Origin of the sequence: Burkholderia sp. ZZQ-2, from assembly GCF_050768715.1 — a bacterium.
Classification (GTDB): Bacteria; Pseudomonadota; Gammaproteobacteria; order Burkholderiales; family Burkholderiaceae; genus Burkholderia; species Burkholderia cepacia.
In genome coordinates, this window is the sequence record NZ_LDVA01000337.1 from 45,228 (window position 1) to 71,486 (window position 26,259).

Sequence of the window (26,259 nt, forward strand, 5' to 3'; positions counted from 1 at the left end):
TCGGACGAATTACGCTGATTAATCAGACGAATATCCGTCAAACCGTTGCCTGGCCTGGTGTTTAGTTTCATCAGTAAACGGATTGTTCGGCAAAGGCAAGGTGATGCATTTTTAATGCATATTTACCCGGGCAAGGCATAATGTTTTCGTAAAAGTTGCCGAAAGTGCAGGAGCATGACCAATGCGCATGCGGATTGACCGCAATGTGCAGGGTCGCGAATCAATCGACAAGCGGACGCAAGATCCGTTACCCGGAGCTCCACACCATGCGCAACAACCAGCCCGTCACGCAACGCGAATTCGATTTTCCCGACGACGCGACGCTGATGTCGACCACCGACGCGAACAGCTACATTACCTACGCGAACGCGGCATTCATCCAGGTCAGCGGATTTTCTCCCGAAGAGATCGAGGGCCAGCCGCACAACGTCGTGCGGCATCCGGACATGCCGAAGGAGGCGTTCGCCGACATGTGGGCGACGCTCAAGGGCGGCGAGCCGTGGACCGCGCTCGTGAAGAACCGCCGCAAGAACGGCGATCACTACTGGGTGCGTGCGAACGCGATACCCGTGATGCGCAACGGCGAGCCGAAGGGCTACATGTCGGTGCGCACGAAGGCGACGCGCGACGAGATCGCGGCCGCGGAGGCGCTCTACAAGGACTTCCGCGAAGGTCGGGCCGGCAACCGGCATTTTCACAAGGGGTTGATCGTCCGCAAGGGCGTGGCCGGTTTCACGTCGCTGTTCCAGACGATGTCGGTGCGGGCGCGGCTCCATGCGGCGCTGTGCGTGTTTGCGCCGGTCGTGGTGGCCGGCGGCTGGGCGTGCGGGCTGGCCGGTGGCGGGCTCGCCGCGTTCGCGGCGGTGACGGCCGGCGCCGCGGTGGCCGCGGGGCTGTGGCTCGATGCGCAGATTGCGCGTCCGCTCGTGCAGTTGCGCGACGAGGCGCTGCGCGTCGCGACCGGCGAGAGCCGCAGCGGCGTGCGGATGAACCGTGTCGACGAGATCGGCATGACGCTGCGCACGATCAACCAGCTCGGGCTGATGTTCCGCTGGCTGGTTGACGATGTCAGCGAACAGGTGCTGAACGTGCAGCGCGCGAGCAACGAGATCGCGCAGGGCAACAACGACCTGAGCGCGCGCACCGAGCAGGCTTCGACGAGCGTGCAGCAGACGGCCGCATCGATGGCCGAGATGACGGCGACCGTGTCGAGCAATGCGGAGACGGCGCTGCAGGCGAACCAGTTGTCGGTGTCGGCGAGCGAAGCGGCCGGGCGCGGCGGGCAGGCGGTGAGCGAGGTGGTGGCGACGATGAACGACATCACCGCCAGCTCGCGAAAGATCTCGGACATCATTGGCGTGATCGACGGCATCGCGTTCCAGACCAACATTCTTGCGCTGAATGCGGCCGTTGAAGCGGCGCGGGCCGGAGATCAGGGGCGCGGTTTCGCGGTGGTTGCCGGTGAGGTGCGGGCGCTCGCGCAGCGCAGCGCGAATGCGGCGAAGGAGATCAAGACGCTGATCGGCGCGAGCGTCGAACGCGTCGAATCGGGTGCGCGGATCGTCGACGGCGCGGGCAAGACGATGGAGGACATCGTCACGCAGGTGAAGCGCGTGTCGGATTTGATCGCGGAGATCAGCTCGTCGACGGCCGAGCAGAGTACGGGCGTCGCGCAGGTCGACCAGGCGGTGGTGCACCTGGACAACATCACGCAGCAGAACGCGGCACTGGTCGAGCAGAGCACGGCGGCATCGGAGAGCCTGAAGCAGCAGGCGACGCGGCTGGTGGAGGCGGTGAACGTGTTTCGGTGATGGCGGGAACGCGTGAAGCAGGAGGAAGGCGGCCCGCGTTGTGCGGGCCGGTTTGGGCGTGTCCTGCTACGTCATTGCGCCCTGGGTACGGGATTCAGGTTCGGGCAACAGTGGTTGGGGCATCCCGGACCGAATGTGATCTCGACGCGCCGCCCGTTGTCATCAAACTCGCTCGCAGGAAACGGCAGCTTGTAGATTCGCGCGATCATCGAATTTCGTTCGCCCCGAATCAAGAATTGATCTAGCGCGCTTTTGACGTTCGCTGCACGTCGGTGCGCAAGCTCTTGCGCGCTTCGTTCCGTCGGTTCGGCCAATCCGACAACTGACACCACATCGACAATGGGGAAGCGATTGCGCATGTCGTTCGACCATACGGACAGCTTCGCCAGTTCGGAGGTAGATAGGTCGCTTGAATTGTTGTCGAATCGAACATCGAAATCCCAGGCGGGCATGTTCGACGGGCCATCGCACGCGAACGCCGTATGTGCGCAGATCAACACGAATGCAGCGGCGGTTAGATGGATCGTGCATACAGATGATCTGCATGTTGTCTCTATACGCCTGATCGATCGAGTCGGGCGCATTTTTCGGCCGCGTGTATTGCTGCTGCACCATCGCGTAAAGCCGGATCGACGAGTGAAGAAAGTAAGGGCAGGCGGCATGTTTTTCTTCCACGGACTCGTATCCCTTGTGTATGGACGAGCCATAGACAGTGGCCGGTAAGATTTTCTCTGTCTATAGAACAAGTACGATTCTTATTTTGGAATCCGACGGAGATTGATGATCCAAAACGATCGTCGAGATGGAGGCGAAGGGGCGAGCGAGTAGAACGCGGCCGGGCGTATAACCGTCCGTCCGTCATGCCGGCGACCGTTAATGTGTGTCACGGCACCGTCGGCTACAGCAGTGCTTGTATGCGCTGACTCCGCACACACCGTTCCGTCGCGTGAAGTGTTCATGCGCGTGCAAACCGGATCGAGGCGGAGCGCTCAATCTGGCGTCGTGCAGCGAAGTGAGAAATGAGACTGAAACGAAATTCGCGCGCGATATGACGTATCGGCGGATACAGCGATCGAAACAGGGTACGCAGAGCGTGGCGATCTCATGCGTATCAAGACGACGCGGGCACGACGGAGAGGGACGCCGGCCCGCGTCGGACCGCCCGGTTCCGGCCGGGCGGTCAGGGCCTGTCACCGAAGCGGTGCCAGGCCCTGAACCGTCAGACGGCGAGGCAGAGGTACTTGATCACGACGTAGTCGTCGATGCCGTAGTGCGAGCCTTCGCGGCCGAGGCCCGATTGCTTCACACCACCGAACGGCGCGACTTCGTTCGAGATCAGGCCCGTGTTCACGCCGACCATCCCGTATTCGAGCGCTTCGGCGACCTTCCACACGCGGCCGATGTCGCGGCTGTAGAAGTAAGCGGCGAGGCCGAATTCGGTGTCGTTCGCGAGGCGGATCACTTCATCGTCGCTGCCGAACTTGAACAGCGGCGCGAGCGGCCCGAACGTCTCTTCCTTCGCGACCTTCATCGCCGGCGTGACGCCCGTCAGCACGGTCGGCTCGAAGAAGCCGTGGCCCAGCGCGTGGCGCTTGCCGCCCGTCACGACGGTCGCGCCCTTCGCGAGCGCGTCCTCGATGTGCGCCTCGACCTTCAGCACCGCTGCTTCGTTGATCAGCGGGCCTTGCGTGACGCCCGGCTCGGTGCCGCGGCCCACCTTCAACTGGCCGACGGCTGCCGCGAGCTTCTGCGCGAACTGGTCGTACACGGCTTCATGCACGTAGAAGCGGTTCGTGCACACGCAGGTCTGGCCGCTGTTGCGGTACTTCGATGCGATCGCGCCCTGCACGGCCGCGTCGAGATCGGCGTCGTCGAACACGATGAACGGCGCGTTGCCGCCGAGCTCCAGCGACACCTTCTTGACCGTCGCCGCGCATTGCGACATCAGCAGGCGGCCGACCGGCGTCGAGCCGGTGAACGACAGCTTGCGCACGATCGGGTTCGACGTCAGCTCGCCGCCGATCGCCTTCGGGTCGCCCGTGACGACGCTGAACACGCCGGCCGGCACGCCCGCACGCTCGGCCAGCACGGCCATCGCGAGCGCGGAGAACGGCGTCGCCTCGGCCGGCTTCACGACGATCGGGCAGCCTGCGGCGAGTGCCGGGCCGACCTTGCGCGTGATCATCGCCGCCGGGAAGTTCCACGGCGTGATCGCCGCGCACACGCCGATCGCTTCCTTCGTCACGACGATGCGCTTGTCGCTCGCCGGCGTCGGGATCGTGTCGCCGTACACGCGCTTGCCTTCTTCCGCGAACCATTCGAGGAACGATGCGGCATAGCCGATCTCGCCCTTCGCTTCAGCCAGCGACTTGCCCTGCTCGGTCGTCAGGATCAGCGCGAGGTCGTCGGCGTTTTCCATCATCAGGTCGTGCCACTTGCGCAGGACGACCGCGCGTTCCTTCGCGGTCTTCTTGCGCCACGCCGGCCATGCGGCGTTCGCGGCTTCGATCGCGTGACGCGTCTCGGCCGTGCCCATCGCCGGCACGGTGCCGAGCAGGCCGCCCGTCGCCGGGTTGCGGACTTCGAACGTCTCGCCGTTCGTCGCGCCTTGCCATTCGCCGTTGACGTACGCCTGCTGGCGGAACAGCGACGGATCTTTCAGTGCCAGGGTTTCCTGAACAGTGCTCATATGAATCGCCTGCTTTGAAGATGACGGATAAAAAGGCCGCCGCCGTCGTGACGACGGCGGCGGCGCATTCGGAAGGCAGGAACTCAGGCGGGCACGCCGACCGTTTCCTTCAGCACTTCCTCGAGGATCACGAGCGCTTCATCGAACACGGCCTGCGGGATCGTCAGCGGGAACAGGAAGCGCACGACGTTCGAGTACACGCCGCACACGAGCAGCAGCAGGCCGCGCTCGAGCGCACGCGTCTGCACGCGCTTCGTGAACTCGGCATCCGGCTCGCCCGAACCCGGCTTCAGGAACTCGACCGCGATCATCGCGCCCGGGCCGCGCACGTCGGCGATCTGCGGCACGTCGGCCTGCAGCGCGTTCAGCTTCGCCTTCAGCACGTCGCCGAGTTGCGTTGCACGCTCGCACAGCTTCTCTTCGTCGATGATCTCGAGCACGGCGTGCGCCGATGCCACGGCCAGCGGGTTGCCCGCATACGTGCCGCCGAGGCCGCCGGGCGCTGCCGCGTCCATCAGGTCGGCACGGCCGACGACGCCCGACAGCGGCATGCCGCCCGCGAGGCTCTTCGCCATCGTGATCAGGTCGGCCAGCACGTCGTAGTGCTGCATCGCGAACAGCTTGCCGGTACGCGCGAAGCCGGTCTGCACTTCGTCGGCGATCAGCAGGATGCCGTGTTCGTTACAGATCTTGCGCAGCGCGCGCACGAATTCGGCCGGCGCCGGGTTGAAGCCGCCTTCGCCCTGGACCGGTTCGAAGATGATCGCGGCAACGCGCTTCGGGTCGATGTCGGCCTTGAACAGCATCTCGATCGCCTTGATCGAGTCGGCCGTCGTCACGCCGTGCACGGCGTTCGGGTACGGCGCGTGGAACACGTCGCCCGGGAACGGGCCGAAGTTCAGCTTGTACGGGGCGACCTTGCCGGTCAGCGCCATGCCCATCATCGTGCGGCCGTGGAAACCGCCCGAGAAGGCGATGACGCCCGGACGGCCGGTGGCCGCGCGTGCGATCTTGATCGCGTTCTCGACGGCTTCCGCGCCGGTCGTGAAGAATGCGGTCTTCTTCGGGAAATCGCCCGGCGCGCGTGCGTTGATCTTCTCGGCCAGCTCGACGTACGACGCGTACGGGACGATCTGGTAAGCGGTGTGCGTGAAGTTGTTCAGTTGATCCGCGATCGCCTTGACGATCTTCGGGTGGCGGTGGCCGGTGTTCAGCACCGCGATGCCGGCGGCGAAATCGATGAAGCGGCGGCCTTCGACATCCCACAGTTCCGCGTTCTCGGCGCGGGCTGCGTAGAAATCGCACATCACGCCGACGCCGCGCGGGGTGGCGGCGTTCTTGCGGGCCTGCAGGTCGGCATTCTTCACGGTCATCTCCTTGATGTTCTTTCCGGTGAGGTGAAAATCGGGCGCTTCGACAGCCCATGGAGGCGACTATAATCACATTTGGCTCTGACAATCAGAGCCATTTCAATAAATATTCAGGAGCCAATCATGCGCGCGAGCGTGTTGTCGGACTGGCTGGCGCAGCGCCTCGTGCGAGGCGGCGAACAGCCGATCTACCGGCAGCTTCACCGGCTGCTGCAACAGGCGATCCTGTCGCGTGAACTGCCGGCCGGCACGCGCGTGCCGTCGTCGCGGCTCCTCGCGGCCGAACTCGGAATCGCGCGCAACACGGTCACGCAGGTTTACGAACAGCTTTCACTTGAAGGCTACGTGAACTCGGCGACCGGCCGCGGTACGTTCGTGGCCGACAGCGCACCCGACGAGATCGTCGGCGCGCCGCCCGACGCGACCGCCACCCACCCGGCGCTCGTGCAGCCGTCCGCGCGGCGGCTGTCGGCGCGCGGTACGCGGCTCGTCGAAGGGGCCGGCGTGTCGAAACGGCAGGGCGGCGCGTTCATGCCGGGCGTGCCCGATGTGTCGCGCTTTCCCGCTCGCGTGTGGACGCGGCTGCACAACAAATACTGGCGGCGGCTGCGCCCCGACCTGCTGACCTACGCGCCGGGCGGCGGGCTCGCGCTGCTGCGCGAGGCGCTGGCCGATTACCTGCGCACGTCGCGCTCGGTGCGCTGCACGCCCGAGCAGATCGTGATTACGACCGGCATCCACCAGTCGATCGACCTCGCGGTACGGCTGCTGACCGACCCGGGCGACGCGATCTGGACCGAGGATCCGTGCTACTGGGGCGTGCGCAGCGTGCTGAACGTGTCGGGGCTGACGACGCGGCCGATCCCGGTCGACGAGGAAGGCATCGCCCCGTCGGCGGCCGATCTCGCCGAACCGCCGAAGCTGATGCTCGTCACGCCGTCGCACCAGTATCCGCTCGGGATGGTGATGAGCCTCGCGCGGCGGCGGATGCTGCTCGAATACGCACGCCAGCACGGTTGCTGGATCATCGAGGACGACTACGACAGCGAATTCCGCTACGGCAGCCGCCCGCTTGCGTCGCTGCAGGGGCTCGACACGGCCGGGCAGGTGATCTACGTCGGCAGTTTCGGCAAGACGCTGTTCCCGGGGCTGCGGGTCGGCTACCTGGTCGCGCCCGAGCCGCTCGCGGAAAGTTTCGCGACCGCGAGCGCCGAGTTGTACCGCGAAGGGCAGTTGCTGCAGCAGGCGGTGCTTGCCGAATTCATCGCGGAAGGACACTTCGTGTCGCATATCCGCAAGATGCGCACGCTGTACGGACAGCGCCGCGAGGTGCTGCTCGACGCGGTCGCGCAACGCTATGGCGACACGCTGCACGCGCTCGGCAGCGATGCCGGGCTGCATCTGGTCACGCAGTTGCCGGAGGGCGTCGACGATCGTGCGGTCGCGCAGGCCGCGCTCGAACGCAATATCGTCGTGCGACCGTTGTCGGGTTATTACGCGGACCGCGAACGCGCGGCGCCGGGGTTGCTGCTCGGTTATGCGTGCGTGCCGGAGGACGAGATCGCGACGGCGTTCGCGACGCTCGCCGAGGCGATCGACGAGCGGGCATTCGGCGGGGCGGCGGTCGCGGTCTGACGCCTGGCAGGTCGGCACGACCTGCAGACGAACGCGTGTCGCACGCGCCGCCTACAGGCGGATCAGCGCCGCGCCCACGACCACCAGCGCGCACGCGGCAAGCCGCTGCGCGCCGGGCCGCTCGCGCATCACGAGCCAGCCGATCGCGACCGCGAAGATCGAACTCGTTTCACGCAGCGCCGACACCGTCCCGACCGGCAGGTACCGGTACGCGAGGATCACGATCCCGTAAGCGGCGAGGGAGATCGTGCCGGCGATCGCGCCCTGCGTGAGCGCCGTGCGCGAGGCGAGCACCGCGCGCGGGCCGCCACGTACCGCGCAGACCAGCACGAACTGCGGCACGCTCCACAGCACGTACACCCACGCGATGTAGCCGAGCGCACTGCCGGACACGCGCGAGCCGATGCCGTCGCAGATCGAATACGCGGCGATGAACACGCCCGTGAGCAGCGCAAACGGCACGCCTTCACCGGAGAACCGGAAGCCGCGCCGCAGCGCGAGCGACATGATGCCGAACGACACGAGCGCGATGCCCGCGAAGCCGAACGGGGTCGGCTGTTCGTGGAGAAAGGCGAGCGCGAGCACCGACACGAGCAGCGGCGAGATCCCGCGCGCGATCGGATAGATCTGCCCGAACTCGCCGCTGCGATAGGCGCGCGCCAGCGTGAAGCAGTACGCGACCTCGAGCGCGGCCGACGCGGCGATATACGGCCACGCGGCGGGTGCCGGCGCGGGCAGCAGCGCGGCGCCGGCGACGCCGAACGCGAAATAGGGCAGTGACATCGTGCCGAGCTGTACGAGCCGGTCTTCGCTGACGTGGAGGAACGCATTCCAGATGGCGTGCAGCAACGCGGAGCACAGCACGAGGCCGATGAAGAGGTGATCCATGGACGGAAGGTGCGGGCGGCAGCGGGAGCGGGGAGTGCGCCGCCATTATGTGGGTATCGGGCGCACTCGCACGGAATTGTCGATAATGTCGTGTTGTTATTCACCGGATGCCGACGATGACCGAAGCCACCCAAGCCCAGCCTGCCGTTCCGCGCCTCACGAGCCTGTCGCACGGCGGCGGCTGCGGCTGCAAGATTGCGCCGGGCGTGCTGTCCGAGCTGCTGAAGCGCGCGACGCCGCCCGCGCTGTTCCCGGATCTGCTGGTCGGTACCGAGACGTCCGACGACGCGGCCGTCTACCGTCTCAACGACGAGCAGGCGATCGTCGCGACCACCGACTTCTTCATGCCGATCGTCGACGATCCGTTCGACTTCGGCCGCATCGCCGCGACCAACGCGCTGTCCGACGTCTACGCGATGGGCGGCAAGCCGATCCTCGCGCTCGCGCTGGTCGGGATGCCGATCAACGTGCTGCCGCACGAGACGATCGCGGCCGTGCTGCGCGGCGGCGAATCGGTGTGCGCCGACGCCGGCATTCCGGTGGCGGGCGGCCATTCGATCGATTCGGTCGAGCCGATCTACGGGCTCGCGGCGATCGGCGTCGTGCATCCGTCGCGCGTGAAGCGCAACGCGGCCGCGCGTGCGGGCGACGTGCTCGTGCTCGGCAAGCCGCTCGGCGTCGGCGTGCTGTCGGCCGCGCTGAAAAAGAACCAGCTCGATGCCGCGGGTTACGCGCAGATGGTCGCGACGACCACCAAGCTGAACCGTCCGGGCGCCGACCTTGCCGCGCTGCCGGGCGTGCATGCGCTGACCGACGTCACGGGCTTCGGGCTGCTCGGTCATACGCTCGAGCTCGCACGTGGCGCGCACCTTACCGCGCGCGTGCACTACGCGTCGCTGCCGTGGCTCGCGGGCGTCGAGGCGTTCGTGGCCGACGGCGTGTTCACCGGCGCGTCGGGCCGCAACTGGGCCGCGTACGGCGCGGACGTTCAACTGGCCGACACGCTGCCGCCCGTCGCGCAGGCGCTGCTGACCGATCCGCAGACGTCGGGCGGCCTGCTGGTCGCGTGCGCGCCCGAGGCCGTCGACGACGTGCTCGCGTGCTTCCGTGCCGACGGCTTCGACCGCGCGGGCGTGATCGGCGAGATGGTGGACGGGCCGGCGCGCGTCGATGTCGCGTGATGCCGAATCGCCGCACCGGAGATTTTTGCGTTCGCTAGAATCGATGCCTTCGATCGAAGGCATCGACGACCGATGAACGATTTCCTGTTCGGGCTGATGATCGCGCTGTCGGTCGGGCCCGTTGCGCTGATGATCGCGAATTACGGGATGCGCGCCGGCACCGCAAGCGGCGTGCGCGCGGCGGTGGGTGTCGCGACGGCCGACGGCTGCTACGCGGTCGTCGCGTTCACGCTCGGCGCGATGCTGGCGAGCACGCTCGCGGCGCATCTGTCGCTGTTTCGTCTGGTGGGGGCGCTCGTGCTGCTCGCGATGGGCGCGCGGATGCTGTGGCAGGCGTTGCGGGATCGCCGCCGCACGCTCGACGGTGATGCGCGGCCGCCGGGCAGCCGCCCGTTTGCATCGATGTTCTTCGTCACGCTGGCGAACCCGCTGACGATCCTGTTGTTCTACGGCTATGCAACGGCCGCCGCCGGCGCGCAGCGGCACTGGCTGCTCGGTGCCGCGTGCGTGTTTGCCGGCAGCCTCGCGGGGCAGCTGGTGTTCGCATTCGGCGGCAGCGTGATCGGCCGGATCGTGAAGTCGCCGGGGCTGCTCGCGGCGAGCCACGTGGTCGCGGCGCTTGTCGTGCTGGGGTATGGGGTGGCAGGACTGGCACGGCTGTAGCGGTTTGCCGGGCGACGGGCACGCAAGTGCGATCGACGTGTCGATGGCGATCAACCGGATAGTATTCCTGACGGTATGTCGACGTGCGGAGCGAATTTCCGTTGTGCTTCCCGCGTGCGCCGCACCCGACCCGACGCACCGGCAGTCGTTTCGTAGTCGGGTTCCGCAACGCGCACGCCCGTTCTATACTCCGTCGCGCAGTCTACGAGAGCCGTTCTCACCCAACATCATCGAAACAAGGAACGCCGATGCTGACTCGCTCCATTCTTTCCGCCGCTGCATTCTCGCTCGCAGCCTGTGCAACCGCGCCGTCGATCGCGCAGGACAACCAGGGCAACAACGCGGGCAACAATGCATTCGCCGAGACCGGTGCACAGGGCCGCCCGGTCAAGGTCATGATCATCACGATGTTCGGTCCGGAGGGCCAGGCATGGCTCGACCGGCTCGGCCCGTGGCGCGACATCGCCGTGCCGGGCCTGTCGCCCGACTACCCGAACGTTCATTGCAACAAGCAGGACGTGTGCGTGGTCACGACCGGCATGGGCTATGCGAACGCGTCGGCGACGATCATGGCGCTCACGTTCTCGCAGCGCTTCGATCTGCGCCGCACGTATTTCCTGATCTCCGGCATCGCGGGCGTCGACCCCGCGCAAGGCACGGTCGGCTCGGCCGCGTGGTCGAAGTACCTCGTCGATTTCAGCCTGCAGTGGGAGCTCGATGCACGCGAGATTCCGGCCGGCTGGAATACCGGCTTTCTCGGCATCAACACGAAGAGCCCGAACGACAAGCCGCCGCTCGACTATCGCACCGAGGTGTTCCAGCTCAATCCGCAGTTGACCGACGCCGCGGTCGCGCTGTCGCGCAACGTCGTGCTCGCCGACAGCGCGCAGGCGCAGGCCGCGCGCGCGAAGTTCACGTATGCGCCGGCGAACCGGCCGCCGACGGTGATCCAGTGCGATACGTCATCGGGCAACACGTGGTTCTCGGGCACGCTAATCGGCGAGCGCGCGCGCCAGTGGACGAAGATCCTGACCGACGGCAAGGGCACCTACTGCATGACCGCACAGGAAGACAACGCGACGTATGAAGCGCTCAAGCGTGCGGCGAGCGTGAAGCGGGTCGACCTGTCGCGCGTCGCGGTGCTGCGTACCGGGTCCGATTTCGACCGGCCGTATGCGGGGCAGACGAGTGCCGACAACCTGCTGAACTACGCGGACCAGGGCGGCTTCGCTCCGGCGACCGAAAACCTGTATCGCGCGGGCAACCCGCTCGTGCAGGACATCGTGACGCACTGGGGCGAGTGGCGCGACGGGGTGCCGCGCCGTTGAGCGCCAGGCGACGGCTCAGTCGGCGGTCAATGCGAGTGCGGGGCCGAACGGAAAGGCGTCCAGACCGGCGTGGTGTCGTCCCAGTGATCGAGCGGCGAAGGGAGTTGGTCGTTCATCATGTGCTCCTGCAACTGACTGACTCAGCGAGTCGTCGATAGGTGTGTCGCGACGCCGCGCACGGGGCACCCCGCTGCGCGGCGTTGCACGTTTACCGGCCCCCGCCGGCGAGCTGGTTGCTTTCCGGCATCGAGCGATACGGGCCTTGCGCGAGTTCGAGCCCTTGCGGATACGAATTTGCCTTGCGCAGGTACGCGAGCGTGCCGTCCTTGCGGGCCTGCTCGACTTCCGCGCTGACTTCGGCGCGCGTGCGCGGGCCGTAGTGCTGCGAGTACCACGACGTATTGCTGTAGTCGCCGGCATGCGGCGTGCCCGAATCGGCGAAGGCCGGGGCGGACACGGCGAGCGTGAGGGCCAGGGCGGAGAGAAGGTGGCGGCGGTTCATGGTGTAGCTCCTGTGTCGATATGAGTTAGCGCTTCAGCGCTTACTCAGATCCCATGCTTTGCGGTCGATATGAGTTAGCGCTTCAGCGCTTACTCAGATCCCATGCTTTGCGGTCGATATGAGTTAGCGCTTCAGCGCTTACCCAGATCCCATGCTTTGCACTGTCGGAGCTGGCGCTTGAGCGCTTGCCCCGGTCCCATCAAGCGGGATCTGTTCGATGCGCAACGAGGTGCGCGACAGGGTTTACTCTAGGTATCTGTTCCGTCGCGATAAATGCGGCAGACGCGAATTGAATTGTCGCGATGGCGGAACAATCGAAAGCCGCACAGGAAGTGGGGGATACGGGACGCCTTGCTGGCCGGGGGCGGCAGCGGAATTCGACCGATCGGGCGGGGCGTCGCGCGGCGATCAATCCGAATGACGCAATAGTCTTCTGCATGCGGTGGTGCAATGCCGCACACCGCGACGCGCCGGTGCATGCGGCGGCCGACGAACGCGGCAGCCCGGCGATGCCGTCCGAGGGCGGAACGGGCGTGGCCGCCGTCGAACGTCAGATCGCTTCGAGCCGATAGCCGAGCGTATAGACCGCGCTGAGCCGCACGCCGTTCGACGGCTGGAGCGCCATCTTCATCCGGAGCCGATAGATGTGCGTGTCGAGGCTACGCGATACGCCGGTCATGTCGCGACCCCACAATGAAAGGATCAGCGCGTCGCGCGGCATGATGCGGCCGAGGTTGCGAAACAGCAGCACGGCGAGATCGAATTCGCGCGGCGTCAGTCGGACATGCTCGCCATGGAGCAGCACGGTCCGCGCCTTCGTGTCGATCCGGTAGCCGCCGATATCGAGGGCGTCCTGCGGCGCGCCGCCGCTGTGATACGCGCGCCGCAGCAGCGCATTGGCGCGGGCCAGCAGTTCGAATTGGTTGATCGGCTTGACCATGTAATCGTCGGCGCCGGCGTTGATCGCGGAGAAAATCTCGTCGTCCCGAACGCGACTCGTCAGGAACAGGATCGGCAAGCGTCCGCCGATGCGCTCGCGCGTCCATTTCAGTACCTCGAACCCCGACAGCCCCGGCACTTGCCAGTCGAGAATCAGCAAGTCGACGACCGCGTTCTCCAGGTGACGGATCGCGTGACAGCCGTTGCCGACCGCATGCACGCGGTGTCCGGATTTCTCGAGTATTGAAGTGATCATTTCGACATATGCGTTGTCGTCCTCGAGATATAAAACGTTCATGATTCGCACTCCTTTGTTAGCGAGCAGGTCGATCGTGCTGCATCGAGCGTGGGTCGGAGGATTCTGACGAACGGTGCGAGGGCGGGCGGCCGGTGGTTTGCCGCGCATGTTCGCATCGTTTCATGTTCTGAATTGTCAACAATTTTGAACGCACAAAACATGCTAATCATAGGCAAAAACAGCCTTTAACGACGTATGAATCATCTGTTTTCAACGATTGTTGTTGACAAACGTTGTCAATACGAAGCGGCAGCGTGATTACGCTTGGATGTGCCGGCGACGTCTCGGTGAAGTCCTGTAAAGAGCCGAATTGAGGGGAAAATCGCATGCTGATATACAAGTCGTTCATGGAGAAAAAGGCGCTGCTCGAAGAGCAGCTCGAACGCGAGCGTCTCGCCATATCGGAGACGGTGCTGCTCGAAGTCCGGCGCTGCATCGAGGAATTCGGGTTCACGTACAAGGATGTATTCCCGGCAGGTGCGGCCGGCGCCCGGAAGCGCAGGGCAAAGTATTTCGACCCGCGGACGGGGCAGACGTGGTGCGGCGTGGGCCGCGAGCCGGCATGGCTGCGTGGTCAGGATCGCGACCGGTTTCTGATCGACAGGTCGTCGTTCGAGCAGTCGCAGGGTCAGGATTCCTGATTAGTGAGCGGATGAAAGGGCGTTGTCTTGTCATGCGGGTATCGGGGGTGTCGATGCGAGGGCCGGGTACCGTCGGCATGGAACACGCCGAGGGCCGACCGCGATGGCTCGGGTTGAGCCGCGCCGCGAATGGAACCGGTTCTGTCCGTGAATATTACATTTAGATTATGACAGTTCTAGTGGCGAACAATAACGCCCCATTTTTCTTGTCTTCGACCGGATCGCAAGACGAGCCCGACGGGCAGATTCGTATGAACAATGAGGCGGCAGCGCGACGGGACGGCGACGAACTGACGCCGGAGCGCGTATTCGTCGGCATTAGCGTGACGCGCGAGATCCTCGAGGTCGACGTCTCGTCGTTGCGAGTGATTCTCGGTTACCGGAACGAGACGTACGGCATCGAATCGCTGACCGATGCGATTGCCGAATGGGCGCCGGCGCGCATCGTGCTGGAGTCGTCCGGCGGTGCCGAGTCCCACGCGGCATGCGCGTTGCAGGCGGCGCGACTGCCGGTGGCCGTCGCCCACGCGCATCAGGCTCGCGATTTCATCGCGGGGGCGGCCGGGATGCCGCCCGAAGGCAAGGGCGCGCGTGCCCGTCTGCTCTCGTCATTGGCCCGCGAGTTCGACCGGTATCCGATGTGCGCGCGTCTCGCCGAGCCGTTGTCGGATCCGCCGCTGCAGTATGTTCAGGCGTTGGTGCAGCGCCGCCGGCAACTCGCGCGCACGATGATGGCCGAATATCAAGTGCTCGCGCGATCGCACGCGAGCGTGCGCGGCGGCATCGAGCAGACCATCGCGTTCCTGAAAGGCCAACTCGGCGTGATCGACCGCTATTGCGCTCGGCATGTAAGCGCGCAGCGTGCGGAACTCGCGCGGGCGATGGCGCGCGCAAGGCGGCCGGGCAGTTGCGCGCCAGGCACGGGGGCCGCGGAGTTCATGCGCACGTGGCGAACGAAGTGACAGGCGTGCGCGGGAGCGTCGCGCCTACGCGACCCATTCGTTGATGACCGGCGTGTCGAGCACCGGCGCGCGTTCGGCTTCCTCGAACGTGCGCTTGCTGCACGTCGCGTCGAGGCTGCCCTTGCCGCTCAGCAGCGGGCAACGGTCGAACACCTCGGCGATCCAGTCGACGAATACGCGCACTTTCGGCGACAGATGGCGGCTGTGCGGATACACGACGGAGATCGGCATCGGCAGCGGCTTGACGCCGGGCAGCACTTCCTTGAGCCGGCCTTCGCGCAGATGCGGCAGCACCATGAAGAGCGGCGGCTGGATCAGCCCGAAGCCTTCGATCCCGCAGGTCACGTACGCATCGGCATCGTTCACCGACACGATGCCCTCCATCTTCATCTCGACTTCCTGGCCGTCGGTCAGGAACGTCCAGTCGATCGTGCGACCGGTGCGGCTCGAGAAGTAGTTGACGGCCTTGTGCTGGCTCAGGTCGTCGATCGTCTTCGGCTCGCCGTGACGCTCGAGATAGTCGGGCGACGCGACCGTCACGCATTCGAACAGGCCGACCCGGCGCGCGACGAGCGACGAGTCCTGCAATGCACCAACGCGGATCACGCAATCGACCCCTTCCTGCAGCAGGTCGACCGGCCGGTCGGACAGGCCGAGCTGCAGGTCGATGTCCGGGTAGCGCGTATGAAATTCGCACAGCGACGGAATCACGAGCAGCCGCCCGATCGAGCCCGGCATGTCGATACGCAACTTTCCGTGCGGCTTCCGGTTGTTCGCCTGGAAGCTCGCCTCGGTTTCCTCGACGTCCGCGAGGATCCGCACGCATCGTTCGTAGTAGGCGGCGCCGTCTGGCGTGAGCGACAGCCGACGCGTGGTCCGGTGCATCAGCCGCACACCGAGGAATGCTTCGAGATTCTGGATGATCGTCGTGACGGACGCCCGCGGCAAGCTGAGCGTTTCTGCTGCCTTGGTGAAGCTGCTTGTATCGACGACGCGAGTAAACACCTGCATGGCCTGAAGCCGGTCCATCACAACCTCCGCAATCTAATTTGCCGCCGGAACAAGAAGGCTGCGCTACCTCGTGGGTAAACGCAGCCTCGGATTGTTCGGGGGCGTTGAATTGTGTTGCCGGATTATAGGCATTTATCCCAATGTCTGCCGGACCCAGAATTCGTTCCATCTCGAAATGGATGCTGCATCGTCATGGACGCTTCTGAATTCAGCAAATTCCTGAAGGCCGCGTTGCCCGCGCAAGCCACGGCGGGCGCGGCGTTGACGGTCGCCGAAGTGGAAATTCCCGGCTACGCGCAGGACATCGTGCTGCGCCTGTACCGGCGCCCGGACAAGACCGGGTTGCCAGTAGTGCTTTACTTCCACGGCGGCGGCTTTGTCCGCGGTTCGCTCGAAGACGCCGATTTCGCCGCGCGCTTTTTAGCAGAACGCTTACCAGCTCTCGTAGTGTCGGTCGACTATTCGCTCGCGCCGGCCTTTCCCTTTCCGGCCGCGCCGGAGGATGCGTATCGCGCCGCCGTGTGGGCCGCGACGCGCGCCCGCGCGTTCGGCGGCAACCCGAAGAAGATCGGTGTCGCGGGTCACGACGCGGGCGGCCAGCTCGCGAACTGCCTCGCGTTCATTGCGCGCGATCGCGGCGAAGTGTCGATCGTCGCGCAGGCGCTGTTCGGGCCGATGCTCGACCCGAGCATGACGCGCATCGGCGACGCCGAGCGCCTCGCGTCCGACATCACCGCGCGCGAATGCGCGGCCTGTTATCGCGCATATCTGCCGCAGGCCGCGCAACGCATGCACCCGTATGCGGCGCCGCTCGAATCGGTGCGCCTCGCGGGCCTGCCGCCGACGCTCGTCGTCACCGCGCAGAACGACGTGCTGCACGTCGAGGCGGAGAAATATGCAGGCTGCCTGATCTCGTCGGGCGTGCTCACGCAGGTGATCCGCTATCCGGACATCACGCATGCCGCGCTCGCGACGCACGAAGCCGCCTTCGAGGAAGCCGTGCGCTTCTTCCAGTGCCGCTTCCAGGCGCGCCAGCCCAACCGTTCCGAATAACCAGAACCAATCCACGTTTACCTGGAGATCCACATGGCCATCCTACGCACCTCCCGTTCCCGAATCGCGACAGCGGCGATCGTGACGCTTGCCGTCGTCGGCCTCGGAACGTTCGGCGCGATGCGCGTGAACGCGAACGCACCCGAGAAAGCGGCTGCACCGCTGCCCGAAGTCGACGTCGCGACCGTCGTGCCGCAGACCGTCACCGACTGGCAGAGTTATTCGGGCCGCCTCGAGGCGGTCGAGAAAGTCGACGTGCGCCCGCAGGTGTCGGGCACGATCGTCGCGGTGAACTTCAAGGACGGCGCGCTCGTGAAGAAGGGCGACGTGCTGTTCGTGATCGACCCGCGCCCGTACCAGGCCGAAACCGATCGCGCGGCCGCGCAGCTCGCGGCCGCGCAAGCGCGCAACGGTTACGCGCAGACCGACTGGCAGCGCGCACAGCGGCTGATCGGCGACAACGCGATCGCGAAGCGCGATTACGACGAGAAGCAGAATGCGGCGCGCGAAGCGGCCGCGAACCTGAAGGCCGCCGAAGCTGCGCTCGAAACGGCGCGCATCAACCTCGGCTATACGCGGATCACCGCGCCGGTGTCGGGCCGCGTGTCGCGTGCGGAAATCACGCTCGGCAACGTCGTGTCGGCCGGTGCGTCGGCCGCGCCGCTCACCACGCTGGTGTCGGTGTCGCCGATCTACGCATCGTTCGACGCAGACGAACAGACCTACCTGCAATACATCAACGGCGCGCGCAACGGCCGCAAGGTGCCGGTCGAGCTCGGCCTCGCGAACGAAACCGGCTACTCGCGCAGCGGCGAGATCGACTCGGTCGACAACCGGCTCGACACGTCGTCGGGCACGATCCGCGTGCGCGCACGCTTCGACAATGCGGACGGTGCGCTCGTCCCGGGCCTGTACGCACGCGTGAAGGTGGGCGGCAGCGCGCCGCACGAGGCATTGCTCGTCGACGACGCGGCGATCAACACCGACCAGGACAAGAAGTTCGTGTTCGTCGTCGACCAGCAGGGCCGCGTGTCGTACCGCGAGGTGCAGCAGGGGCTGCAGCACGGCAACCGGCGCGTGATCGTGAGCGGCCTCGCGGCAGGCGATCGCGTGGTCGTGAACGGCACGCAGCGCGTGCGCCCCGGCGAACAGGTGAAGCCGCACATGGTCCCGATGACGGGCGGTGACGCGCCGTCCGCGCCGCTGGCGGACAACGCGAAGCCGGCCGCCCCGGCGAAGGCGGATTCGTAAGCGGCCCGCCGCTTCGCATCCGCGTTCAACCAGACAGAGCCACACATGAACATTTCAAAATTCTTTATCGACCGGCCGATCTTCGCAGGAGTCCTATCGGTGATCATCCTGCTCGGCGGGGTGATCGCGATGTTCCTGCTGCCGATCTCGGAATATCCGGAAGTCGTGCCGCCTTCCGTGATCGTGAAGGCGCAGTATCCGGGCGCGAACCCGAAAGTGATCGCCGAGACGGTCGCGTCGCCGCTTGAAGAACAGATCAACGGCGTCGAGGACATGCTCTACATGCAGTCGCAGGCGAACAGCGACGGCAACATGACGATCACCGTCACGTTCAAGCTGGGCACCGATCCGGACAAGGCCACGCAGCTCGTGCAGAACCGCGTGAACCAGGCACTTCCGCGCCTGCCGGAAGACGTGCAGCGGCTCGGCATCACGACGGTGAAGAGCTCGCCGACGCTGACGATGGTGGTCCACCTGATCTCGCCGGACAACCGCTACGACATGACCTACCTGCGCAACTACGCGCTGATCAACGTGAAGGATCGCCTGTCGCGGATCCAGGGCGTCGGCCAGGTGCAGCTGTGGGGTTCGGGCGACTACGCGATGCGCGTGTGGCTCGATCCGCAGAAGGTCGCGCAGCGCGGGCTGTCGGCCGAGGACGTCGTGCAGGCGATCCGCGAGCAGAACGTGCAGGTCGCGGCCGGCGTGATCGGCGCGTCGCCGTCACTGCCCGGCACGCCGCTGCAGTTGTCGGTGAACGCGCGCGGCCGTCTGCAGACGGAAGACGAGTTCGGCGACATCGTCGTGAAGACCACGCCGGACGGCGGCGTCACGCACCTGCGCGACATCGCGCGGATCGAGCTCGACGCATCCGAATACGGGCTGCGCTCGCTGCTCGACAACAAGCCGGCCGTCGCGATGGCGATCAACCAGTCGCCCGGTGCGAACTCGCTGCAGATCTCGGACGAAGTGCGCAAGACGATGGCCGAGCTGAAGCAGGACATGCCGGCGGGCGTCGACTACAAGATCGTCTATGACCCGACGCAGTTCGTGCGTTCGTCGATCAAGGCCGTCGTGCATACGCTGCTCGAAGCAATCGCGCTGGTCGTGATCGTCGTGATCGTGTTCCTGCAGACCTGGCGCGCGTCGCTGATTCCGCTGATCGCGGTGCCGGTGTCGATCATCGGCACGTTCTCGCTGCTGCTCGCATTCGGGTATTCGATCAATGCGCTGTCATTGTTCGGGATGGTGCTCGCGATCGGGATCGTGGTCGACGATGCGATCGTGGTGGTCGAGAACGTCGAGCGCAACATCGAAAGCGGGATGAACGCGCGGCAGGCGACCTACAAGGCGATGCAGGAAGTGAGCGGGCCGATCATCGCGATCGCGCTGACGCTCGTCGCCGTGTTCGTGCCGCTCGCGTTCATGTCGGGCCTGACCGGCCAGTTCTACAAGCAGTTCGCGATGACCATCGCGATCTCGACGGTGATCTCGGCGTTCAACTCGCTGACGCTGTCGCCGGCGCTGTCCGCGATCCTGCTGAAGGGTCATGGTGACAAGGAGGACTGGCTCACGCGCGTGATGAACCGCGTGCTCGGCGGCTTCTTCCGCGGCTTCAACAAGGTGTTCCATCGCGGCGCGGAGAACTACGGCCGCGGCGTGCGCGGCGTGCTGTCGCGCAAGACCCTGATGCTCGGCGTGTACCTCGTGCTCGTGGGCGCGACCGTGCTGGTGTCGAAGGTCGTGCCGGGCGGCTTCGTGCCCGCGCAGGACAAGGAATACCTGATCGCATTCGCGCAGCTGCCGAACGGCGCATCGCTCGACCGCACCGAGAAGGTGATCCGCGACATGGGCTCGATCGCGCTGAAGCAGCCGGGCGTCGAGAGTGCGGTCGCGTTCCCGGGTCTGTCGGTGAACGGCTTCACGAACAGCTCGAGCGCGGGCATCGTGTTCGTCACGCTGAAGCCGTTCTCGGAACGGCATGGCAAGGCGCTGTCGGCGGGCGCGATCGCCGGTGCGCTGAACCAGCAGTACAGCGCGATGAAGGACTCGTTCGTCGCGGTGTTCCCGCCGCCGCCGGTGCTCGGCCTCGGCACGCTCGGCGGGTTCAAGATGCAGATCGAGGATCGCGGTGCGGTCGGCTATGCGCGGCTCGCGGATGCGACCAACGACTTCATCAAGCGCGCGCAGCAGGCGCCGGAACTCGGCCCGTTGTTCACGAGCTACCAGATCAACGTGCCGCAGCTCAACGTCGATCTCGACCGCGTGAAGGCGAAGCAGCTCGGCGTGCCGGTGACCGACGTGTTCAACACGATGCAGGTGTATCTCGGCTCGCTGTACGTGAACGACTTCAACCGCTTCGGGCGCGTGTACCAGGTGCGCGTGCAGGCCGATGCGCCGTTCCGCCAGCGTGCGGACGACATCCTGCAGTTGAAGACGCGCAACGACAAGGGCGAGATGGTGCCGCTGTCGTCGCTCGTCACGGTGACGCCGACGTTCGGCCCCGAAATGGTCGTGCGCTACAACGGCTACACGGCGGCCGACATCAACGGCGGCCCGGCGCCGGGCTTCTCGTCGGGTCAGGCGCAGGCCGCGATCGAGCGCATCGCGCATGAAACGCTGCCGCGCGGCGTGCGGTTCGAGTGGACCGACCTCACGTACCAGCAGATCCTTGCCGGCGATTCGGCGATGTATGTGTTCCCGATCAGCGTGCTGCTCGTGTTCCTCGTGCTCGCCGCGCTGTATGAAAGCCTGACGCTGCCGCTCGCGGTGATCCTGATCGTGCCGATGAGCATTCTGTCGGCGCTGACGGGCGTGTGGCTCACGCAGGGCGACAACAACATCTTCACGCAGATCGGCTTGATGGTGCTGGTGGGGCTGTCGGCGAAGAACGCGATCCTGATCGTCGAATTCGCACGAGAGCTCGAACACGACGGCAGGACGCCGCTCGAGGCCGCGATCGAGGCGAGCCGGCTGCGGCTGCGCCCGATTCTGATGACGTCGATCGCGTTCATCATGGGCGTCGTGCCGCTCGTCACGTCGACGGGGGCCGGTTCGGAAATGCGCCATGCGATGGGTGTCGCGGTGTTCTTCGGGATGCTGGGCGTGACGCTGTTCGGGCTGATGCTGACACCGGTGTTCTACGTCGTGTTGCGTACGCTGGCAGGCGGCAAGATCCACGTCGCCGGCAAGGATTCGTCCGGCTACGGCGTGCCGGCCCAGGGCGTACCGGCTTCGGATGCTTGAGGATAAAAAGATGGACAACATGCACAACACGAACGGCCTGATGCGCTTCGCGAAGGTGGCGGCCGCGAGCACCCTGCTCGCGACGCTGCTCGCCGCGTGCGCGGTGGGCCCCGACTACAAGCGCCCGGATGCGGCGGTGCCCGCCGCGTTCAAGGAAGCGCCGGCGCTCGCCGCCGGCGAGCAGGCCGGCACCTGGAAGACGGCCGAGCCGGCGGACGGCGAACATCGCGGCGAATGGTGGAAGGTGTTCGGCGATCCGGTGCTCGACTCGCTCGAGACCCAGGCGCTCGCCGCGAACCAGAACCTGAAAGCCGCGGCGGCGCGGGTCGAGGAAGCGCGCGCGGCGACGCGTTCGGCGCGCTCGCAATGGTTCCCGCAGGTCGGCGCCGGGTTCGGGCCGACGCGCGAAGGGCTGTCGTCGGCGTCGCAGTTCCAGCCACAGGGCACGGGCCCGACCAATGCGACGCTGTGGCGCGCGCAGGGTACGGTGTCCTACGAAGCCGACCTGTTCGGCCGTGTCGGCCGCAACGTCGAGGCGTCGCGTGCCGACCAGGCGCAGAGCGAAGCGCTGTTCCGTTCGGTGCAGCTCGCGCTGCAGGCGGACGTCGCGCAGAACTACTTCGAACTGCGCCAGCTCGATTCCGACCAGGACCTGTACCGCCGCACGGTGGAGTTGCGCGAGCAGGCACTGCAGCTCGTGCAGCGCCGCTTCAACGAAGGCGACATCAGCGAGCTCGACGTGTCGCGCGCGAAGAACGAACTGGCCAGCGCGCAGGCCGATGCGGTCGGCGTCGCGCGCCGGCGCGCGGCATCCGAGCATGCGCTCGCGATCCTGCTCGGCAAGGCGCCCGCGGATTTCGCGTTCAAGGAAACGCCGATCGTGCCGGTCGCGGTGAAGGTGCCGCCGGGCCTGCCGTCCGCGCTGCTCGAACGCCGTCCGGACGTGTCGGCGGCCGAGCGCGCGATGGCGGCCGCGAACGCGCGGATCGGCCTCGCGAAGTCGGCATATTTCCCGAAGCTCGACATCACGGGGGCGTTCGGCTATGAGGCGTCGACGCTCGGCAACCTGTTCCTGTGGTCGAGCCGCACGTTCCTGCTCGGGCCGTTCGCGGGCACCGCGCTGACGCTGCCGCTGTTCGACGGCGGACGCCGTGCGGCAGGCGTGCAGCAGGCGCGCGCGCAGTACGACGAGCAGGTCGCGAACTACCGGCAGCAGGTGCTCGTCGCGTTCCGCGAGGTCGAGGACAATCTCGCCGACCTGCGCCTGCTCGACGACCAGATCCGCGCGCAGGATGCGGCCGTCAATGCGTCGCGGCGCGCGGCGACGTTGTCGCGCACGCAGTATCAGGAAGGTGAAGTCGCCTATCTCGACGTCATCGACAGCGAGCGCTCGGTGCTGCAGTCGCAACTGCAGGCGAACCAGCTCACCGGCGCGCAGGCCGTGTCGACCGTCAACCTGATCCGCGCGCTCGGCGGCGGATGGGGGCCCGCGCCGACGGCGGTCGGCGATGCGGCGTCCGTCAAGGCGGAAGTCGCCGCGCGTTGAGTGCGAACCGCGGGCGATTCGTCGCTCGCCGGCAGTGAAGCGAAGAACCCCGGCATGCAGGCTCAGGTCTGCATGCCGGGGTTTTTTATGGCGTCAGGCGTTTTCGCTCATCGTCAGGATGATCTTGCCTACGTTTGCGGCCGACTCCATCCGTCGATGAGCCGCCGCGGCATCGGCGAGAGGAAACACGCTGTCGACGACCGGTTCGAGACCCGCGCCTCCCGCAAAGCGGTCCAGCCAATGTTCGCGAAATCGCCGAACCATCGCGTGTTTCTCGCGCGGGTCGCGCGACTTCATCACCGTGCCGATGATTTGCAGATGACGGTACAGGATCTGATCGAGCGCAACGCTCACGTCACCGCCGCCGCCGAGTATGCCGACCTGCACCAGCCGGCCGCCGTTTGCCAATGACGCGACATTCCGCGAAAAATACGGTGCGCCCACGAAGTCGATGACGACGTCGACACCGCGTTTGCCTGTCCTGCTTGCGACGACTTCCGAAAAATCCTGCGCCTTGTAGTCGATCGCATGGTCCACGCCGAGTTGAACGATCCGTTCCAGTTTCGACGCTTCGGCGGTCGCGAATATCGTCGCGCCGGTCGCGTAGGCGAGCTGGACCGCCGCGGAACCCACCCCGCCCGCCGCTGCGTGAATCAGCACCGAATCGCCGCGTTGCAAGCGGCCCAGATGCAACAACGCTTCGTGCGCAGTGACGAAAACTTCCGGTATGGCAGCCGCGTGCACGTAGTCGATCGTTGCCGGAATGGGCATCGCCATTCTCCAGTCGATGCGCGCCAGTTCCGCATAGGCCCCGCCGCCCACGACGCCCATTACACGATCACCCACCTTGTAGCCCTGCACGGCGCTGCCCGTCTCGATCACCTCGCCGGCGATTTCGAGCCCCATGAGGGTGGAGTCGCCGAAATTGGGCCGGCCGTATCCGCCTCGCCGATGTGTCAGATCCGCGCGATTCACGCCTGCGGCATGAACGCGTACCAGTAGATCGTCGGGGCGAACCTCGGGTGCCGGGACTTCGGCCAATTGGAGAACCTCGGCCTCGCCGAATTCCTTGAACGTGATGGCTTTCATTTCACACCTTCCTGTGCCGGAGCTGAATGACCGGCGAGATCGTCGGGCCGAGGTTGTGCGCCCAGCGTTGCCTGCGCCACGGCGGAAGCGGAAATCGCTGCGGGAAACCCGGCGTAGAACGCAAGGTGAGTAATTGCCGCGGAGAGCTCTTCGCGGGTGACGCCGTTCGTCAACGCGCGCCGCAGGTGCGCCGGCAACTCGTCGAGATGGCCCCCCGCGATCAGGGCGGCGATGGTCACGAGGCTGCGGTCGCGCGGCGCGAGCGACGGATCGCTCCAGATGCGCGGATAGAGCGTGTCGTCGACGAATGCCGAGAGCGTCGGCGTGAAGGCCCGCGCAGCCTCGCGCGGACTGTCGAAATGCGTATGAGACATGGCGATACTCCTTCAAGCCTGGCTGATGAACTTGTGCGTGAGGTAGTACTCGATGCCCTCGGTGCCGCCTTCCGAGCCGTGGCCGCTTTCCTTCATGCCGCCGAACGGCAGTTCGGTCGACACGATGCGGTACTGGTTGATGCCGATCATCCCGGCTTCGAGACCGTCCGCGACATCAATGGCCGTGCGCGCGCTGCGCGTGAACGCATAGGCGGAGAGCCCGTACGGCAACCGGTTCGCTTCGGCGAGCCCGTCGGCGAGAGCATCGAAGCGCATCAGCACCGCGATCGGGCCGAACGGTTCTTCATGCATCACGCGCGCGTCCTTCGGTACGTCGGCGAGGACCGTGGGTTCGAAGAAATATCCTTCGCCCTCGATGCGCTTTCCGCCGGCGAGGACCCTTGCGCCACGTTCCACCGCATCGGCGATGAGTTCTTCCATCTTGGCAAGCTGGCGCGGATTGGCCAGCGGCCCGACCTGCGTGCCGGCATCCATGCCATTCCCGACCTTGAGGGCCTGGGTGGCGCGCACGAAGTGCCCGACGAACGCGTCGTAGACTTCGCGCTGGATCAGGAAGCGCGTCGACGAGATGCAGACCTGGCCCGTACCGCGAAAGCGGTTCGCCGCACCGTCGACCGCGGCCTTCTCGACATCCGCGTCGTTGAATACGAGGACGGGCCCGTGGCCGCCCAGCTCCAGCGTGATGGGTTTGACGCCTTCGGCGGCACGCGCCGACAGCAGGCGGCCGATCGGTACCGAGCCCGTGAACGTCACCTTCCGGATGACCGGGGAAGCGATCAGATGCTTCGACACCTGGTCGGGCACGCCGAATACGACTTGAAGCACGCCCTTCGGCAAACCGGCGTCGTCCAGTGCACGTGCCAGCGCGAGCGCCGTTGCGGGGCTTTCCTCGCCGGGTTTGATGATGACGCTGCATCCGGCGGCGAGTGCGGCGGAGAGCTTGCGCGCCGGGGTGATCGCGGGAAAATTCCAAGGCGTGAATGCGGCGACGGGCCCGATCGCCTGTTTTTTCACGAGCTGTTGCACGCCCGGGCGGTTGGATGGCACCACGCGGCCGTCGATGCGACGAGCCTCTTCGGCGAACCATTCGAAATAGTCGGCGGCACGCAGGACTTCGTCGCGGCTTTCTGCCAGTGGTTTGCCTTCCTCGAGCGTCATGACGGTCGCGATGTGCTCGGCGCGCTCGCGCATCAGTTCCGCCGCACGCTTCAGAATGCGCGCGCGTTCGGCAGGCACGGTGTTGCGCCAGACGTCAAAAGCCGGTGCGGTGGCCTGCAGGGCGCGATCCAGATCGGCTGCCGTCGCCAGCGGGACGCGCCCGATCTCGATTTGCGTGGCGGGGTTGATCACCGGCGCCGTTTCGCGTTCGCTCGTACCGATCCATTCGCCGTTGATGAAAAGATGAAGCGCGTCGTAACTGATGTCCATGGTATTAGCCTTTATGGTTAGGATTGCGATTCGATATGTGTTCGCCACGAGCCGGACAGGGGAACCTGCGCCACGCCGTATCTGGACGATTCGCCGTGGCGGGCCGAGCTCGGGTTCGATACTTCCGCGTTCTGATTGCCTGACTTCGGGACCCAGTCTAGGCGTGAAGCGGGCGGCAACTTAGAGGGGCCGGAAAGAATGAATCTTGTCTCGGGAGGGAAAATCCCGCACCAGCATGAAAGCGCATTGAAAGGATGCGCGAAAACGACAGGGGATTGCGCGCTGACTGCACGAAGCAGGCGCGGGCCCTATGATCAACAGGCTCGCGCGGGC

The 26,259-nt window shown here is 65.9% G+C and carries 21 protein-coding genes; 11 read left to right on the forward strand and 10 right to left on the reverse strand.

Features of this window, described 5'->3' with window-relative positions; all coding sequences use genetic code 11:
* Nucleotides 1-266 precede the first annotated feature (266 nt).
* Nucleotides 267-1,811, forward strand: a complete 1,545-nt coding sequence (locus ABY44_RS32060) for a methyl-accepting chemotaxis protein (protein WP_027790459.1) — start codon at nt 267-269, stop codon at nt 1,809-1,811.
* A gap of 71 nt (nt 1,812-1,882) precedes the next feature.
* Here the strand turns inward: ABY44_RS32060 and ABY44_RS32065 are convergent, their stop codons facing one another.
* From ABY44_RS32065 to ABY44_RS32075, 3 genes are all read right to left on the reverse strand, one after another.
* Nucleotides 1,883-2,263 carry an OmpA family protein gene (locus ABY44_RS32065; RefSeq protein ID WP_081072778.1) on the reverse strand — a complete coding sequence of 127 codons (381 nt, stop codon included), beginning with the start codon at nt 2,261-2,263 and terminating at the stop codon, nt 1,883-1,885.
* Nucleotides 2,264-3,030: 767 nt separating this feature from the next.
* Nucleotides 3,031-4,500 (reverse strand): NADP-dependent succinate-semialdehyde dehydrogenase, encoded by a 1,470-nt coding sequence (gene gabD, locus ABY44_RS32070; RefSeq protein WP_021156413.1) that lies wholly within the window; start codon nt 4,498-4,500, stop codon nt 3,031-3,033.
* Nucleotides 4,501-4,583: 83 nt separating this feature from the next.
* Complete coding sequence (locus ABY44_RS32075; protein ID WP_059523374.1) at nt 4,584-5,867, reverse strand: 4-aminobutyrate--2-oxoglutarate transaminase; 1,284 nt, start codon at nt 5,865-5,867, stop codon at nt 4,584-4,586.
* 126 nt (nt 5,868-5,993) lie between these two features.
* Here ABY44_RS32075 and ABY44_RS32080 point away from each other — a divergent pair, with 126 nt between their 5' ends.
* Nucleotides 5,994-7,505: a PLP-dependent aminotransferase family protein gene (locus tag ABY44_RS32080; RefSeq protein WP_059695399.1), complete on the forward strand. Its 1,512-nt coding sequence runs from the start codon at nt 5,994-5,996 to the stop codon at nt 7,503-7,505.
* A 51-nt stretch (nt 7,506-7,556) separates the two neighbouring features.
* On the opposite strand, the gene ABY44_RS32085 is transcribed toward ABY44_RS32080, so the two are convergent.
* Complete coding sequence (locus ABY44_RS32085) at nt 7,557-8,393, reverse strand: DMT family transporter (RefSeq protein ID WP_027790462.1); 837 nt, start codon at nt 8,391-8,393, stop codon at nt 7,557-7,559.
* 116 nt (nt 8,394-8,509) lie between these two features.
* Here ABY44_RS32085 and selD point away from each other — a divergent pair, with 116 nt between their 5' ends.
* The 3 genes from selD to ABY44_RS32100 all read left to right on the forward strand — a co-directional run bounded on the left by selD (nt 8,510) and on the right by ABY44_RS32100 (nt 11,565).
* Nucleotides 8,510-9,574 carry a selenide, water dikinase SelD gene (gene selD / locus ABY44_RS32090; protein WP_027790463.1) on the forward strand — a complete coding sequence of 355 codons (1,065 nt, stop codon included), beginning with the start codon at nt 8,510-8,512 and terminating at the stop codon, nt 9,572-9,574.
* 72 nt (nt 9,575-9,646) lie between these two features.
* On the forward strand, nt 9,647-10,237 hold the full coding sequence (locus ABY44_RS32095; protein WP_027790464.1) for a LysE family translocator: 591 nt from the start codon (nt 9,647-9,649) through the stop codon (nt 10,235-10,237).
* A 248-nt stretch (nt 10,238-10,485) separates the two neighbouring features.
* Entirely contained in the window at nt 10,486-11,565 is a 1,080-nt protein-coding gene (locus ABY44_RS32100) for a purine-nucleoside phosphorylase (protein ID WP_021156407.1), read from the forward strand.
* 208 nt (nt 11,566-11,773) lie between these two features.
* On the opposite strand, the gene ABY44_RS32105 is transcribed toward ABY44_RS32100, so the two are convergent.
* Nucleotides 11,774-12,067: a DUF4148 domain-containing protein gene (locus ABY44_RS32105; protein ID WP_060083769.1), complete on the reverse strand. Its 294-nt coding sequence runs from the start codon at nt 12,065-12,067 to the stop codon at nt 11,774-11,776.
* 550 nt (nt 12,068-12,617) lie between these two features.
* Entirely contained in the window at nt 12,618-13,304 is a 687-nt protein-coding gene (locus tag ABY44_RS32110) for a response regulator transcription factor (RefSeq protein ID WP_027790466.1), read from the reverse strand.
* A 326-nt stretch (nt 13,305-13,630) separates the two neighbouring features.
* On the opposite strand from ABY44_RS32110, the gene ABY44_RS32115 reads away from it, so the two are divergent.
* Nucleotides 13,631-13,945: an H-NS family nucleoid-associated regulatory protein gene (locus ABY44_RS32115; RefSeq protein ID WP_027790467.1), complete on the forward strand. Its 315-nt coding sequence runs from the start codon at nt 13,631-13,633 to the stop codon at nt 13,943-13,945.
* 251 nt (nt 13,946-14,196) lie between these two features.
* Nucleotides 14,197-14,907 carry a hypothetical protein gene (locus tag ABY44_RS32120; RefSeq protein WP_060173966.1) on the forward strand — a complete coding sequence of 237 codons (711 nt, stop codon included), beginning with the start codon at nt 14,197-14,199 and terminating at the stop codon, nt 14,905-14,907.
* 24 nt (nt 14,908-14,931) lie between these two features.
* On the opposite strand, the gene ceoR is transcribed toward ABY44_RS32120, so the two are convergent.
* Complete coding sequence (gene ceoR / locus ABY44_RS32125) at nt 14,932-15,936, reverse strand: putative multidrug efflux transcriptional regulator CeoR (RefSeq protein WP_021156406.1); 1,005 nt, start codon at nt 15,934-15,936, stop codon at nt 14,932-14,934.
* 174 nt (nt 15,937-16,110) lie between these two features.
* Here ceoR and ABY44_RS32130 point away from each other — a divergent pair, with 174 nt between their 5' ends.
* From ABY44_RS32130 to opcM, 4 genes are read left to right on the forward strand one after another with little or no spacing between them, the layout of a single operon-like run.
* Complete coding sequence (locus tag ABY44_RS32130) at nt 16,111-16,971, forward strand: alpha/beta hydrolase (protein ID WP_027790468.1); 861 nt, start codon at nt 16,111-16,113, stop codon at nt 16,969-16,971.
* A gap of 33 nt (nt 16,972-17,004) precedes the next feature.
* Nucleotides 17,005-18,222: a multidrug efflux RND transporter periplasmic adaptor subunit CeoA gene (gene ceoA / locus ABY44_RS32135; RefSeq protein WP_027790469.1), complete on the forward strand. Its 1,218-nt coding sequence runs from the start codon at nt 17,005-17,007 to the stop codon at nt 18,220-18,222.
* 45 nt (nt 18,223-18,267) lie between these two features.
* Entirely contained in the window at nt 18,268-21,468 is a 3,201-nt protein-coding gene (ceoB, locus tag ABY44_RS32140; RefSeq protein WP_027790470.1) for a multidrug efflux RND transporter permease subunit CeoB, read from the forward strand.
* Nucleotides 21,469-21,478: 10 nt separating this feature from the next.
* Complete coding sequence (gene opcM, locus ABY44_RS32145) at nt 21,479-23,014, forward strand: multidrug efflux transporter outer membrane subunit OpcM (RefSeq protein WP_060083767.1); 1,536 nt, start codon at nt 21,479-21,481, stop codon at nt 23,012-23,014.
* A 93-nt stretch (nt 23,015-23,107) separates the two neighbouring features.
* Here opcM and ABY44_RS32150 read toward each other — a convergent pair whose 3' ends face one another.
* Genes ABY44_RS32150 through ABY44_RS32160 form a run of 3 tightly spaced genes read right to left on the reverse strand, consistent with a single transcriptional unit; the run spans nt 23,108 to nt 25,926 of the window.
* Nucleotides 23,108-24,103, reverse strand: coding sequence for an NAD(P)H-quinone oxidoreductase (locus ABY44_RS32150; protein WP_060173965.1), 996 nt, complete (start codon nt 24,101-24,103; stop codon nt 23,108-23,110).
* The gene (locus tag ABY44_RS32155; RefSeq protein ID WP_060173964.1) at nt 24,100-24,477 is read right to left on the reverse strand and encodes a carboxymuconolactone decarboxylase family protein; all 378 of its coding nucleotides are present in this window, start codon (nt 24,475-24,477) and stop codon (nt 24,100-24,102) included. Before ABY44_RS32155 ends, ABY44_RS32150 begins: the two co-directional genes overlap by 4 nt.
* A gap of 12 nt (nt 24,478-24,489) precedes the next feature.
* Nucleotides 24,490-25,926 carry an NAD-dependent succinate-semialdehyde dehydrogenase gene (locus tag ABY44_RS32160; protein WP_060173963.1) on the reverse strand — a complete coding sequence of 479 codons (1,437 nt, stop codon included), beginning with the start codon at nt 25,924-25,926 and terminating at the stop codon, nt 24,490-24,492.
* Nucleotides 25,927-26,259: the final 333 nt, after the last annotated feature.